The sequence below is a fragment of the Geodermatophilus africanus genome (assembly GCF_900107105.1).
Classification (GTDB): domain Bacteria; phylum Actinomycetota; class Actinomycetes; order Mycobacteriales; family Geodermatophilaceae; genus Geodermatophilus; species Geodermatophilus africanus.
In genome coordinates, this window is record NZ_FNOT01000001.1 from 455,189 (window position 1) to 468,621 (window position 13,433).

13 protein-coding genes are annotated in these 13,433 nt (G+C 75.9%); 8 read left to right on the forward strand and 5 right to left on the reverse strand.

The features are described 5' to 3' along the window. Positions 1-103: 103 nt before the first annotated feature. Both BLW63_RS02100 and BLW63_RS02105 read left to right on the forward strand, forming a co-directional pair. Positions 104-601 carry an ATP-binding protein gene (locus tag BLW63_RS02100; RefSeq protein ID WP_091150917.1) on the forward strand — a complete coding sequence of 166 codons (498 nt, stop codon included), beginning with the start codon at positions 104-106 and terminating at the stop codon, positions 599-601. Then, positions 598-1,686 carry an RNA polymerase sigma factor SigF gene (locus BLW63_RS02105; RefSeq protein ID WP_091150918.1) on the forward strand — a complete coding sequence of 363 codons (1,089 nt, stop codon included), beginning with the start codon at positions 598-600 and terminating at the stop codon, positions 1,684-1,686. The genes BLW63_RS02100 and BLW63_RS02105 overlap by 4 nt, the downstream gene beginning before the upstream one ends. A gap of 134 nt (positions 1,687-1,820) precedes the next feature. On the opposite strand, the gene BLW63_RS02110 is transcribed toward BLW63_RS02105, so the two are convergent. Both BLW63_RS02110 and BLW63_RS02115 read right to left on the reverse strand, forming a co-directional pair. After that, positions 1,821-2,990: an SPFH domain-containing protein gene (locus tag BLW63_RS02110; protein WP_091150920.1), complete on the reverse strand. Its 1,170-nt coding sequence runs from the start codon at positions 2,988-2,990 to the stop codon at positions 1,821-1,823. Positions 2,991-3,084: 94 nt separating this feature from the next. Then, entirely contained in the window at positions 3,085-3,528 is a 444-nt protein-coding gene (locus tag BLW63_RS02115) for an NfeD family protein (RefSeq protein WP_091151201.1), read from the reverse strand. Positions 3,529-3,614: 86 nt separating this feature from the next. Between BLW63_RS02115 and BLW63_RS02120 the strand changes: the two genes are divergently transcribed. Both BLW63_RS02120 and BLW63_RS02125 read left to right on the forward strand, forming a co-directional pair. Then, the gene (locus BLW63_RS02120; RefSeq protein ID WP_091150922.1) at positions 3,615-4,352 is read left to right on the forward strand and encodes a hypothetical protein; all 738 of its coding nucleotides are present in this window, start codon (positions 3,615-3,617) and stop codon (positions 4,350-4,352) included. 155 nt (positions 4,353-4,507) lie between these two features. Then, entirely contained in the window at positions 4,508-4,993 is a 486-nt protein-coding gene (locus BLW63_RS02125) for a hypothetical protein (RefSeq protein WP_091150924.1), read from the forward strand. Positions 4,994-5,246: 253 nt separating this feature from the next. Here the strand turns inward: BLW63_RS02125 and BLW63_RS02130 are convergent, their stop codons facing one another. From BLW63_RS02130 to fabG, 3 genes are all read right to left on the reverse strand, one after another. Next, on the reverse strand, positions 5,247-6,413 hold the full coding sequence (locus BLW63_RS02130; RefSeq protein ID WP_091150926.1) for a ferrochelatase: 1,167 nt from the start codon (positions 6,411-6,413) through the stop codon (positions 5,247-5,249). Positions 6,414-6,481: 68 nt separating this feature from the next. Further along, positions 6,482-7,270 carry an enoyl-ACP reductase FabI gene (gene fabI / locus BLW63_RS02135; RefSeq protein WP_091150928.1) on the reverse strand — a complete coding sequence of 263 codons (789 nt, stop codon included), beginning with the start codon at positions 7,268-7,270 and terminating at the stop codon, positions 6,482-6,484. Continuing rightward, positions 7,270-7,974 carry a 3-oxoacyl-ACP reductase FabG gene (gene fabG, locus BLW63_RS02140; protein WP_091151203.1) on the reverse strand — a complete coding sequence of 235 codons (705 nt, stop codon included), beginning with the start codon at positions 7,972-7,974 and terminating at the stop codon, positions 7,270-7,272. Before fabG ends, fabI begins: the two co-directional genes overlap by 1 nt. Positions 7,975-8,175: 201 nt before the next feature. Between fabG and BLW63_RS02145 the strand changes: the two genes are divergently transcribed. Genes BLW63_RS02145 through BLW63_RS02160 form a run of 4 tightly spaced genes read left to right on the forward strand, consistent with a single transcriptional unit; the run spans position 8,176 to position 13,430 of the window. Then, entirely contained in the window at positions 8,176-9,201 is a 1,026-nt protein-coding gene (locus tag BLW63_RS02145; RefSeq protein ID WP_091150930.1) for a 3-oxoacyl-ACP synthase III, read from the forward strand. After that, on the forward strand, positions 9,198-11,768 hold the full coding sequence (locus tag BLW63_RS02150) for an alpha/beta fold hydrolase (RefSeq protein ID WP_244522290.1): 2,571 nt from the start codon (positions 9,198-9,200) through the stop codon (positions 11,766-11,768). The genes BLW63_RS02145 and BLW63_RS02150 overlap by 4 nt, the downstream gene beginning before the upstream one ends. Next, complete coding sequence (locus tag BLW63_RS02155) at positions 11,765-12,742, forward strand: NAD-dependent epimerase/dehydratase family protein (protein WP_091150932.1); 978 nt, start codon at positions 11,765-11,767, stop codon at positions 12,740-12,742. Before BLW63_RS02150 ends, BLW63_RS02155 begins: the two co-directional genes overlap by 4 nt. Before the next feature lie 37 nt (positions 12,743-12,779). Beyond that, complete coding sequence (locus BLW63_RS02160; protein WP_091150933.1) at positions 12,780-13,430, forward strand: maleylpyruvate isomerase family mycothiol-dependent enzyme; 651 nt, start codon at positions 12,780-12,782, stop codon at positions 13,428-13,430. Positions 13,431-13,433: the final 3 nt, after the last annotated feature.

The window sequence follows — 13,433 nt, forward strand, 5'->3', positions numbered from 1 at the left end:
GGCCCACTGCCGATCGGGCAGGATGGGTACGAACCGCGCAGGCCGGGGTCCCCCTGACCCCACCGGCCCGCGGTCGCCACGCGAGATTGAGGAGCAACGACGGATGGTGGACTCGAGGGGTGCCCTCGCGCAGGACGGGCGGCGCGCCGAGCGACTGGAACTGCGGGTGCCCACCACACCGACCCAGCTGCCCGCGGTGCGGGCCATGGCCGGTGACCTGGCGATGCGGATGGACTACGACCTCGACGCGGTGGAGGACCTCCGGCTGGCCGTCGACGAGGCCTGCGCGACGCTCTCGGCGATCGTCTCCGGCGACCGCCGGCTGACCGTGGTGTTCGAGACCACCCGCCGGGGCCTGCACATCGACGCCTGGGTGCCGACGGCCGAGGGCACCGACGTCCCCCGCGACGGCTTCGGCTGGGCGGTGCTGCACACCCTGGTCGACAAGGTCGAGGCCGGCCCGGCCACCCAGTCCACGGTCCCGGCCGGCGACGGCGGCGCCTCGCCGGTCGCGGTCATCTCCATGGACAAGTACCTCCCGGGACGGCACCCGGACCACCGGCTCGGGGGCACGGGCCAGAACGTCCCGGTCGCGCAGTGACCGGGGCGCCAGCCCCGGAGTCCCGAACCGTCGAGGAGGACACCCTGCGCGACGACGAGTCCCCGACCGGCCGCCGCGGCACGGAGGGCGAGGTCGCCTCGGAGCAGCAGCCCGTCGTGGTGCCCGACCCGCGCAGCGAGGCCGTCCCCGGCCCGGACGCCGGCGCCCCGGTCGAGGCCGACATGACCGACGAGGCGGAGACCGAGGCGGAGACCGAGGCGGAGACCGCCGACGACGACACGGCCGAGGACCCCGCCGCCGGTGCCGACGAGGACGAGACCGCGTCGGGCGACAGCGGCTCCTCCGGCTCCGCCCCCGTCTCGGAGAACCGGCGGCGGGCCGAGCGCACCGCACCGCTGTTCGCCGAGCTGGCGACGCTGGACAAGGACGACCCGCGCCGTGAGCGGCTGCGGGAGATCCTCGTCGAGGAGCACCTGCCGCTGGTCCGGCACTTCGCCCGCCGTTTCAGCAACCGCGGCGAGCCCTTCGACGACCTGCTGCAGGTCGGCACCCTCGGCCTGATCGCGGCCATCGACCGGTTCGACCCGAGCCGCGGCGTGGAGTTCCTCTCCTTCGCCGTCCCGACCATCACCGGTGAGATCAAGCGGCACTTCCGCGACCAAGGCTGGTCGGTGCGCGTCCCGCGGCGGCTGCAGGAGCTGCACCTGTCGCTGAACGCGGCGGTCGGCGAGCTGGCGCAGAAGAACGGCCGCGCGCCGACGCCGTCGGAGCTGGCCGAGCACCTGGGCATCCCGCGGGCGGAGGTGCTCGAGGGCCTCGCCGTCGCGAACGCCTACCGCAGCAGCTCCCTCGACGAGCGGCTCTCCGGTGAGGACGACTCCCCCACCCTCGCCGCCACCCTCGGCGAGGAGGATGCCGCGCTGGAGGGCGTGGAGTACCGCGAGTCGCTGCAGCCGCTGCTGGCCACCATCCCGGCGCGGGAGCGGCGGATCCTGATCCTGCGGTTCTTCGGCAACATGACCCAGTCGCAGATCGCCGCCGACATCGGCATCTCGCAGATGCACGTGTCCCGGCTGCTCAGCCAGACGCTGGCCAAGCTCCGCGAGGGCCTGCTCAAGGACTGACAAAGGACCCCGTCCTCCCTCCCCTCGAGGAAGGACCCCCTGCTCCCCGCCACTCGTGAGCTCGCGGCGGGACCCTGCAGGGGGCCGGCGGGCCCCGGGACGGGGCGGGGGCCGTCGGTCGTGGGCCCCGGCGGTCACGCGTTGGGTTGGCTGCCGTTCGCGGGCAGGTCGGGAGTCACCTCGGACAGCGGCGGCGGGCTCGGGACGGCGGGCGCGGTGTCGGCGATGCTCGACAGCTCGATCTTCGCCTCGGGCTGGTCGGCGGCGCGGGGCAGCGCCGACTCGAACCAGCCGGAGGTGTCCAGCTCGGCGGTCGGCCGGCCGGCGCCGTTCGCCGATCCGTCGACGTCCATCCAGGACCGCCCGTCGCCGTCCGCCCCGCCCAGCTTGGCCAGGCCCTCCAGCGCCTTGCTGAACTCGCTGGGGACGATCCACATCTTGTTGGCGTCGCCCTGGGCGATCTGCGGCAGCGTCTGCAGGTACTGGTAGGCCAGCAGCCCCTGGTCGGGCTTGCCGTCGTGGATGGCCTGGAAGACCGTCTCGATGGACTTGGCCTGGCCCTGCGCCTGCAGGAACAGCGCCGCCCGCTCACCCTCGGCCCGCAGGATCCGGCTCTGCCGCTCGGCCTCCGCCTCGAGGATCGCCGCCTGCTTCTTGCCCTCGGCCGACAGGATCGCCGAGGCCTTCTGCCCCTCGGCGGTGGTGATCGCCGACTGCCGGGCACCCTCGGCCTGCAGGATGATCGCGCGCTTGTCGCGGTCGGCCCGCATCTGCTTCTCCATCGAGTCGCGGATGGACGGCGGCGGGTCGATCGCCTTGATCTCCACCCGCGCCACGCGCAGACCCCACGGCCCGGTCGTGCCGTCGAGCACCTCGCGCAGCTGGCTGTTGATGCCGTCGCGGCCGGTCAGCGCGCCCTCGAGGTTGAGCCCGCCGACGACGTTGCGCAGCGTCGTCGTGGTCAGCTGCTCCATGCCGGTGATGTAGTTGGCGATGCCGTAGACGGCCAGCCGCGGGTCGGTCACCTGGAAGTAGACGACGGTGTCGATGCCGACCTGCAGGTTGTCCGAGGTGATCACCGGCTGCGGCGGGAAGGAGATCACCTGCTCGCGCAGGTCGATCGTGGCCCGCACGCGGTCGATGAAGGGCACCAGCAGCGACAGGCCCGGTGAGAGCGTGCGGCTGTAGCGACCGAGGCGCTCGACGACCTTGGCCTGGGCCTGCGGCACGATCGTCACGCTCTTGGCGACGACGACCACCACCAGCAGGGCGATCACGATGAGGGCGATCAGTGCGGGTGTCACGGGGACGCTCCCTCCTCCGGGTTCGGTCACCGATCCTGCCCGGTCCGGGTGACGATGCGGTCACGGCGCTGCGCGCGGTCACCCGCAGGAGGCGCTACTCCAGCTCGAGGGCGTCCCCGACGACGGCGGTGGCGCCGTCCACCTGAAGGATCCGCACGGTCGTGCCGACCGGGAAGTGCTCGCCGCCGTACTGGCTGCGGGCGGTCCACTCGTCGGCGCCGAGGCGGATGCGCCCCCCGTGCCCGTCGACGGCCCGGGTGACCCGCGCGGTGCGGCCGATCAGCGCGGCGACGCCGTCCGGTTGCCCGGGGGTGCCCTCGGTGAGGTGGCGCTTGGCCAGGGGCCGCACCACCGCCAGCAGCAGCGCCGAGACCACGACGAAGGCGGCCAGCTGCAGGACGACGGGACCGCCGAGCAGCGCGACCCCGACGCCGCCGAGCGCCCCGCCGGCCAGCATGAGCAGGAACAGGTCGCCGCTGGCCAGCTCACCGGCGGTGAACAGGCCCGACGCGATCAGCCAGAGCACCCAGGCGTCCACGTCCGCACTCTCCCACTTCCGGACCGCGATGGAATCGATCTCGACCGGATCGTCACCCCGGTCGGCGCCCGGCATAACCTCGCCCGGTGCACGACTTCCCCGCGGGCCGGTTCGCGGCCTGGGCGACCGCCTGGCTGACCGGCCGCGCCGCCTACGACCACGCCCTCGACGCCTTGGTCGGCGACATCGCGCACCGGGTCTCCGGGCTGCCCGGCACCGACGGGGCCGTCCCGCTCGGATGGGCGCTGAGCGCGCTGCGCGGCGCCGGCGAGCGCCGCATCCGACTGGTGCTGCCGGTCCCCGGCGACGTCCGGGGGCTGCCTCGCGTGCCCGGTCTCGCCGAGCTGGCGTTGGTGGCGGGGCAGGCCGCCGTCGGCGACCGGGTCGCGCTGGTGCCCGAGCCGCTGGGCCCGGAGGTCGTGCAGTGGACGGCGTTCGACCTGACCGGCGCCCCGCCGCTGCCGCCGCCGGTGGAGGGCTCGCTGCGCGCGGTGTCCGGCGCGCTCGACCTCGCCGTCGGCGACGCCGCCCGCACGCTGGCCGGACTCGACCTGGCGCGGTGGCACCCGGAGGTCCCGGCGCTGCTGGCCGGGCTGGCGGAGGCGGCCTCCCTGCCGGGGATGCCGCCGGGCACCGACCCGGTCGCGGTGTCGCTGCTGGCGCGGGCCCAGCGGCTGGCGAGGGTGCTCGACCTGGCGCTCACCGACGCCCCCGGCGGCGCGGTCACCCACCGCCAGGCCGCCGCCCGCGACGACGCGCTGCGGCCGCTGGGCGAGGCCGTCCGCGAGGCGGTCACCGCCGCCTTCAACGCCGTCCCGCGGTGAGACGCCGTGATCATCGGCGAGTGGTGGCCACCGCCGGCGTGTCGGGCAGCCGCCCGCCGATGATCACGGCGAGGGGTCAGGCGGCGGACCGGCTCGATACCGCACGATGACCGCGTGACGCCTCGGAGCCCCACGCGCCTCCCGGCCGTCGGCCGATGAGTGCCCCCGACGAGACCATGGCGGAGATCGTCGCCGCGGTCGAACTCGGCCGCGGCGGTGCGCCCGCCGAGGCGCGACAGCGGCTGACCGACCTGTGGGAGCGGGTGGGGCCCGACGGCGACCCGCTCCACCGGGTGACCATCGCCCACTTCCTCGCCGACCTGCAGGACGACGTCCGCGCGGAGCTGCGCTGGGACGAGCGGGCCCTGGCGGCAGCAGGGGACCTCACCGACGAGCGCGCACAGGAGTACGACACCGCACTCCGGGTGCGGGGCATGCTGCCGTCGCTGCACCTCAACCTCGCCGACTGCCTCCGCCGGCTCGGCGACGCGCCCGGCGCGCGGCAGCACCTGGCGCGGGCCGAGGCGTCGGTCGACGAGCTCGCGGACGACGGCTACGGGCGCCTGGTGCGCACCGGCCTGTGGCACGTCCAGGAAGCGCTCGAAGCGGGGTCGACGGAGCCGCTGCCCTCCGCGCCCTGAGCGACGTCGAAGACGGACTCCGCGAAGCGGGGACCGGTCGCGGGGGCCGGAGGCCGCCCGACCGGGACACGGGCAGCGGCTCGGCTCAGGCCGGGGACGCTTCTTGGCCGCGGTGGACCGGTCGCGGGGGCCGGAGGCCTCCCGACCGGGACACGGGCAGCGGCTCGGCTCAGGCCGGGGACGCTTCTTGGCCGCGGTGGACCGGTCGCGGGGGCCGGAGGCCTCCCGACCGGGACACGGGCAGCGGCTCGGCTCAGACCGGGGACGGCTCCTGGCCGCGGTGGAGGCCGGTAGGCCGACGTCGGACATGGCAGCAGGACGCCGGGCAGTTGGTGCCCAGCCGCGGCGGCGCCCCGGACCGGCGCTCCTCGACCAGCTCGCGCACCATCGCCACGAACGCCGGGTGGGTGCCCGCCGTCCCCGCCCGGACGAAGGCCATGCGGAGCTCCTCGGCGGTCTCCCTCGCCTCGTTGTCGAGGTCCCAGGCGACCTCGACGTGGTCGCTGACGAAGCCGATCGGGAAGACGACGACGGCCTTCTCCCCCGCCTCCGCCAGTGCCCGGAGGTGGTCGTTGACGTCGGGCTCGAGCCACGGCACCGACGGCGGCCCGCTGCGCGACTGCCACACCAGGTCGAACGCGCGGCCGGGCGCCACCGCGTCGACCACGAGCCGCGCCGAGCGCAGCAGCTCGGCCTGGTAGGCCCCGCCGTCCGGCCCGGCCACCGCGGCCATGCTGTCGGGGATGCTGTGCGCCGTCGCGACCAGCCGCGCGGTGTCCCGGACGTCGTCGGGCAGTGCGGCCAGCGCGGCCGCCAGCGCCTCGGCGTTGGCCTGCACGAAGCTGGGGTGGTCGCCGTAGTGCGGCAGCTTCTCCGCGGTCGGCCCGCCGCCGGGGGCCGCGCCGGTGAGCACCGAGCGGGCCCGGGCGACGTCCTCGTGGTACTGCCGGCAGCCCGACCAGGACGCGAAGCCCGACGTCGGGAAGACGTAGACGTGCTCGATGCCGTCGTCGGCCATCTGCCGCCAGACGTGCTCGACGTAGGGGGCCCAGTTGCGGTTGCCCCAGTAGACCGGCAGGTCGAGGCCGGCGGCGGCGAACTCCCGCTCGACGGCCGCGGTCAGCGCCCGGTTCTGCTGGTTGATCGGGCTGACCCCGCCGAAGTGCTGGTAGTGCTCGGCGACGTCGAGCAGCCGCTCGCGCGGGATGCCGCGGCCCCGGGTGACGTTCTCGAGGAACGGCATGACCTCGTCGGGACCCTCCGGGCCGCCGAAGCCGAGCACGAGCAACGCCTCCCGCCGGCCCGAGGGCGCGGGGTCCGCGGACGGCGGCGTCCCCCCGTTGTTGCGGGCGGCGAGCGACGGGTCCGCGTCGGGACGCTGGCCGGCGGGGGTGATGTCGACGTCGGTGGCGAGCGGCACGGTTCCTCTTCCTCCTCGCGGGCGCCCCTGGATGCGGCCCCGCGTCCTTCATACGCCCGCGGTGGCGGTCACACGCCCACGGCGTGGAAGCCCCCGTCGACGTGCACGATCTCGCCGGTGGTGGCCGGGAACCAGTCCGAGAGCAGGGCGACGACGGCCTTGCCGGCGGGCTCGGTGTCGGTGACCGACCAGCCCAGCGGCGCGCGGGTCTCCCAGGCGTCCTCGAACTGCTCGCTGCCCGGGATGGACTTCATCGCCATGCTGCGCAGCGGGCCGGCGGCGACCAGGTTGACCCGCACGCCCTCGGGCCCGAGCTCGCGGGCGAGGTAGCGGGAGGTGGACTCCAGCGCCGCCTTGGCCGCGCCCATCCAGCCGTAGACCGGCCAGGCGACGGTGGCGTCGAAGGTCAGCCCGACGACCGACGCCTTGTCCCCGAACAGCGGCCGGCAGGCCTGGGTGAGCGAGGCCATCGACCAGGTCGACACCTGGAACGCCGTCGCCGCGTGCTCCCAGGCGACCTCCGGGAAGCCCTCTCCCATCGCCTCCTGGGGCGCGAAGCCGATGGAGTGGACGACGCCGTCGAGGCTGTCGCCGACGTGCTCGCGCAGCCGGTCGGCCAGCGTCGCCAGGTGCTCGGGATTCGTCACGTCCAGCTCGACGACGGCCGCCTCCTGGGGCAGCCGCTTGGCGATCCGCTGGCACAGCGACAGCGCCCGGCCGAAGTTCGACAGGACGACGGTGGCGCCCTGCTCCTGCGCGATCCGCGCGGTGGCGTAGGCGATCGAGGCCTCGGTGAGGACCCCGGTCACCAGGACGGTCTTGCCCGCCAGGATCCCTCCACCAGCGATGCCGCTCATCAGTGCCCCATTCCCAGTCCGCCGTCGACCGGGACGACCGCCCCGGTGATGTAGCCGGCCGCGTCGCTCGCCAGGAAGCGCACCACGCCGGCGATCTCCTCCGCCGAGGCGTACCGCCCCAGCGGCACCTGCCCGAGGATCTCCTGCTGCCGCTCCTCCGGCAGCGCGGCGGTCATGTCGGTCTGCACGAAGCCGGGAGCCACGACGTTGGCGGTGATGCCGCGGCTGCCCAGCTCGCGGGCGATCGAGCGCGCGAGCCCGACGAGCCCGGCCTTGGAGGCGGCGTAGTTCGTCTGCCCCGCCGAGCCGAGCAGCCCGACGACGGAGGAGACGAAGACCATCCGCCCGCGGCGCGCGCGGACCATCCGGGCCGCGGCGCGCTTGGACACCCGGTAGGCGGCAGTGAGGTTGGCGTCGAGGACGTCGGTGAAGTCCGCCTCCTTCATCCGCATGAGCAGCCCGTCCCGGGTGATGCCGGCGTTGCTCACCAGCACCTCGACCGGCCCCTGGTGCTGCTCGACCTCGGTGAACGCCCGGTCGACCGCCGCGGCGTCGGTGACGTCGCACGGCACGGCGAACAGGCCCTCGGGGGCGCCGCTGCCCCGGTGGGTCACCGCCACCGCGTCACCCTGCTCGGCGAAAGCGCGGGCGATCGCCAGCCCGATCCCGCGGTTCCCACCGGTCACGAGCACCGATCTGGCCACGTGCCACACCCCCTGCGCCGGTCGCTGACGTCCGGGTCCAGAACCTAGTCGGTGGGTGCAGGTCACACCCGGTGACGGCGGCGGGCGGTGACGGCGGGGCCGGACGGCTGGTTGAGTAGCGGCGTACGGCTCGGGTAGTGCGCGACAGATGAGGGCGGCACGGAATGGGGAGCCGGCCCCGGCGAGGACTGGATCCCACAGATGAGCAGCAACAGCACACGCAGGTTCACGAACACCGCGGTCCTGTCCGTCCAGACGGAGGACGCCACGCGGGTGGTCGGCTCCGACGACCTCGACGACGCGCTCGAGGGGACCTACCAGCGGGTGGGGCTGCGGCGCGGGCTGCTCGAGCGCCTCGCCGGCATCCGCGAGCGCCGGTGGTGGGCCGACGGCGTCACCTTCGTCGACGGCGCCGCCATGGCCGGGGCCAAGGCGATCAGCGAGAGCGGCGTCGACCCGGCGTCCATCGGCCTGATGGTCAACACCTCGGTGAGCCGCCGGTACCTCGAGCCCTCGACGGCGGTCGCGGTGCACCACGCGCTGGGCCTGCCGCGGTCGTGCCAGAACTTCGACGTGACCAACGCCTGCCTGGGCTTCGTCAACGGCATGGAGCTGGCCGCCGCGATGATCGACTCCGGCATGGTCGAGCACGCCCTGATCGTCAACGGCGAGGACTCCCGGCCGGTGCAGGAGCGCACCATCGAGCGGTTGAACCACCCGGACACCGGGTCCAAGGACGTGCTGGCGCAGTTCGCGACCCTGACCCTGGGGTCGGGCGCGGTCGCCATGGTCCTCGGGCGCGCCGACCAGCACCCGGAGGGACACCGGCTGGTCGGGTCCGCGAGCCGGGCCGGCAGCGAGCACCACGAGCTCTGCATCGGCGACAACGACGAGATGCGGACCGACCTCAAGGGGCTCCTGGACGCCGGCCTCGAGCTCTCCGAGGAACTCTGGGTGGACGCCGCGGGGACCTTCGACTGGGGCCGTGGCATGGACCGATACGTCGTCCACCAGGTCTCCAAGGTGCACACGAAGGCGATGTGCGACCGGTTCTCCATCGACTCCTCCCTGGTGCCGACGACGTTCCCGACCCGGGGCAACCTCGGCCCGGCGTCGGTCCCCTTCACGCTGGCCGGCGAGCAGGACTCGCTCGTCGACGGCGACCGGGTGCTCCTGATGGGGATCGGCTCGGGCCTCAACGCCTCGTGCCTCGAGATCGCCTGGTGAGGGCGGCCGACACGACCCCGGCCCGGCCGGCACTGCCGGGGCTGGACCCGGCCTGGTCCCGGCTCGTCACCGTCGCCGACGTCGACGGCGTGGAGCACTGCTGGCACGTCCTCGACAACGGCGTCCACGAGCCGGTCGGCACGCTGCTGTGCGTCCACGGCAACCCCACCTGGTCCTACCTGTGGCGCCGGCTGCTGGCCGCCGCCCCACCCGGCTGGCGGGTGGTCGCCCCCGACCAGCTCGGCATGGGCTGGTCCGACCGGCTGACCGGACCGCGGCCGCTGCAGCAGCGGGTGGCCGACCTCGGCGACCTCACCGCGGCCCTGGGCGTAACCGGCCCCGTGGTCACCGTCGGCCACGACTGGGGCGGGGTGATCTCGCTGGGCTGGGCGCTCGGACACCGCGACCAGCTGCGGGGCGTCGTCCTGGCCAACACGGCCGTCGCCATGCCCGCGGGCGACCTCGGGCCGGTGCTGATCCGGCTGGCGCACGCCCCCGGGGTCCGCGCGGCGGTCACGGTGGGCACCCCGGTCTTCGTCCGGGCGACGACGGCGCTGTCCCGGCCGGCGCTGCCCGCCGACGTCCGGCGCGCCTTCGCCGAGCCCTACCGCTCCCCGGCGCGGCGGCGGTCGGTCGGGGACTTCGTCGCCGACATCCCGTTCTCCCCCGGGCACCCGTCCCGGCCGGTCCAGGAGGCGATCGCCGAGGGCATCCGCGGTCTCGACGTCCCGGCGCTGCTGCTGTGGGGGCCGCGTGACCCGGTCTTCGGCGAGCGGTACCTGACCGACCTGCGCAGCCGCCTGCCGCAGGCCCGGCTGCACCGCTACGAGGGCGCCTCGCACCTGCTGCCCGAGGACGCGCCGCAGTACGCGCAGGCCGTGGCGCAGTGGGTGACCGACCTCGAGACCGCGGACCGCACCCCTGCGCGCCCGGCTCCCTCGACGACCGGCCGGCGGTTGTGGTCGGCCCTGGACGAACGGGCGGACGACGGCTCCCCCGCGGTCGTCGAGGTCGGCGGCGCGACGGTCAGCTGGGCGGAGCTGTCCCGGCGGGTGACCCGGCTCGCCGCCGGGCTCGTGGCGGCGGGCGTCCGGCCGGGGGCCCGCGTCGCCCTGCTGGTGGAGCCCTCGGCCGACCTCACCGCGACCGTCTACGCCGTGTGGCGGGCCGGAGGCGTCGTCGTCGTCGCGGACAAGGGCCTGGGGCTGGCCGGGATGCGCCGGGCGCTGCGCAGCGCGGCGGTGCAGCACGTCGTCGGCAGCCGGGCCGGGCTGGCCGCGGCGCGCGTCATGGGGCTGCCCGGCTCGCGCTTCGCCGCGGGTCCCGTGCGACGGACGGCGCTGCGCGGTCTCGGGGCCCGGCACACGCTCGCCGACCTGGAGGAGCTCGGCCGGTCGGCACCGGTGCCCGACGAGCCGCCGCTGGACGCCGACTGCGCCGTGCTGTTCACCTCCGGGGCGACCGGCCCGGCCAAGGGCGTCGTCTACACGCACCGCCAGGCCGCCGCCCAGCTCGAGCTGGTGCGGTCCGCCTACGGCCTCGGCGCCGACGACCGGTTCGTGGCGGCGTTCGCGCCGTTCGCGATCCTCGGGCCGGCGCTGGGCATCGGGTCGGCGGTGCCCGACGTCGACGTGACCGCGCCCGGTTCGCTGACCGCGGCGGCGCTGGCCGACGCCGCGGCCGCCGTCGACGCGACGGTCGTCTTCGCCTCCCCCGCGGCGCTGCGGCGGGTGACCGCCACGGCGGCGGAGCTCGCGCCGCGGCAGCGTGCGGCCCTGGCCCGCGTCCGGCTGCTCATGTCCGCCGGCGCGCCCGTCCCGGCGGCCCTGCTGCGGTCGCTGCAGGTGGTGCTGCCCGCCGCCGACGCGCACACGCCGTACGGGATGACCGAGGTGCTGCCCGTCACGGACGTCTCGCTGGCCGGCATCGAGGCCGCCGGCGCCGGTGAGGGCGTGTGCGTGGGCCGGCCGCTGCCCGGCGTCGAGGTGCGGGTCAGCCCGCTGTCCGCCGACGGGCGGGCCGACGGCGGGCTCACCGACCGGCCGGGCGTCCCCGGTGAGGTCTGCGTGCGGGCGGCACACGTCAAGGACCGCTACGACGCGCTGTGGGCGCTGGAGCGGGCGACGTCCCGGGACCCGGGCTGGCACCGCACCGGCGACGTCGGGCATCTGGACGCGGACGGGCGGCTCTGGATCGAGGGCCGCCTCCAGCACGTGATCCCGACGGCGTCCGGTCCGGTGACCCCCGTGGGGATCGAGCAGCGGGTGGAGGGCCTGCCCGGCGTGGCGGCCGCCGCGGCCGTCGGCGTGGGACCCATCGGCGCGCAGGTCGTCGTCGTGGTGGTCGTGCCGTCCGGCCGCCGGACCCGGCCCGGCGGCCGACCGGCCCTGGCCGGGACCGACCTCGTCGACGCCGTCCGCGCGGCCGCGGGCGTCGAGGTCGCCGCGGTGCTGACCACCTCGCGCCTGCCGGTGGACGTCCGGCACCAGTCGAAGGTGGACCGGGCAGCGGTCGCCCGCCGGGCCGCGCGGGTGCTGGCCGGCGCGCGGACCGCCCGCCGGCCGTGAGGGTGCTGGTCACCGGGGCGAGCGGGATGCTCGGCCGGGCCACGGCCACCGGGCTGCTCGAGCGCGGGGACGAGGTGACGGTGCTGCAGCGCCGTCCCGCCGGCCTGCCGTGTCGCGAGGTGCTGGGGGACGTCGCCGACCCGGCCGCCGTCGCGCGGGCCGTCCGGGGTCAGGGCGCCGTGCTGCACCTGGCCGCGAAGGTCGACGTCACCGGTCCGTGGGCCGGGTACGCGCACGCCAACATCATGGGCACCCGGACCGTCCTCGACGCCTGCCGGGCCGCGGGCGTCGGCCGGCTGGTGCACGTCTCGTCCCCGTCGGTGGCGCACGCCGGGACGGCGCTGGCGGGGGTCGGTGCCGGGCCGGCCGACCCCGCCCGTGCCCGCGGCCGCTACTCCCGCTCCAAGGCCGTGGCCGAGCTCGACGCGCTGGCCGCCGACTCCCCCGCGCTGGCCGTGCTGGCCGTCCGCCCCCACCTGGTGTGGGGCCCCGGCGACACCCAGCTCGTCGGCCGCATCGTCGAGCGGGCGCGGACCGGGCGGCTGCCGGTGATCGGGTCGGGCGCGGCGCTCATCGACACGACCTACGTCGACAACGCGGCCGCGGCCCTGGTCGCCGCCGTCGACGCGTGCGGGCCGGTGCACGGCGAGGCGCTGGTCGTCTCCAACGGGGAGCCCCGCCCGGTCGCCGAGGTGCTCGGCCGGCTGTGCCGGGCGGCCGGGGTCCCGGGGCCGCGCGGCCGGGTGCCCTTCGGCGCGGCCTGGCTGGCCGGCGCCGCCGCGGAGGGGGTGTGGGCGGCGACGCGCCGCCGGTCGGTCCCGCCGCTCACCCGCTTCCTCGCCGAGCAGCTGGCGACCGCGCACTGGTTCGACCAGCGGCGGACGCGCGCGGCCCTGGGGTGGCGCCCGGCCGTGGGCCTGGACGAGGGGTTCGCCCGGCTGTGCGCCTGGTACCTCGGGCGTGACGCGTCCTGACCGACGAGTTTCCGGGGCAGCCGGAGTCGGGACCCCCATGAGCACCCCGCCTGCCCTGTCCCCGACCGACGTCGACGCGGCGGTGGCCGCCGAGCGGCACCGCGTCGCCGACCTCGTCGCCGACCTCACCGACGAGGAGTGGACGACGCCGTCGCTGTGCGCGGCCTGGACGGTGCGCGACGTCCTCGCCCACCTCACGGTGACGACGCGGCTGACCGTGCCGCGGCTGGTGCGGGCGGCGGTGCGGGCGCGGGGCAGCTTCGACCGGATGGAGATAGACCTCGCGGCCCAGCGGTCGGCGGTGTACTCCGCCGACGAGCTGGTCGCGCAGCTGCGCGAGAGCGCCGGTTCCACGCGGCGGTTCCCCGGCAGCACACCGAGAGACCCGCTGATGGACCTCGTCGTCCACGGCCAGGACATCGCGCGCCCCCTGGGCCGGCGCCACGGATCGCCTCCCGACGTGGTGGCCGACTGCCTGGCGTACGTCGCTGTCAACCGGTTCATGGGCGGGCCGCGCCGGCTGGCCGGGGTGCGACTCGTGTCGACCGACACCGGCTGGACCCTCGGCGAGGGCGCCGAGCTGCGCGGCCCCGACGTCGACCTGCTGCTGGTAGCGGCGGGCCGCCGCGCGGGCCTCGACGCGCTGGAGGGGCCCGGTGTCGCGGTGGTGAGTGCGCGGCTGGGCTGACGC

Excerpts from the sequence above, each read along its gene's own strand:
- BLW63_RS02100 (WP_091150917.1), top strand. The coding sequence starts at position 104 with ATGGTGGACTCGAGGGGTGCCCTCGCGCAGGACGGGCGGCGCGCCGAG.
- BLW63_RS02125 (WP_091150924.1), top strand. The coding sequence starts at position 4,508 with ATGAGTGCCCCCGACGAGACCATGGCGGAGATCGTCGCCGCGGTCGAA.
- fabI (WP_091150928.1), bottom strand. The coding sequence starts at position 7,270 with ATGAGCGGCATCGCTGGTGGAGGGATCCTGGCGGGCAAGACCGTCCTG.
- BLW63_RS02145 (WP_091150930.1), top strand. The coding sequence starts at position 8,176 with ATGAGCAGCAACAGCACACGCAGGTTCACGAACACCGCGGTCCTGTCC.
- BLW63_RS02160 (WP_091150933.1), top strand. The coding sequence starts at position 12,780 with ATGAGCACCCCGCCTGCCCTGTCCCCGACCGACGTCGACGCGGCGGTG.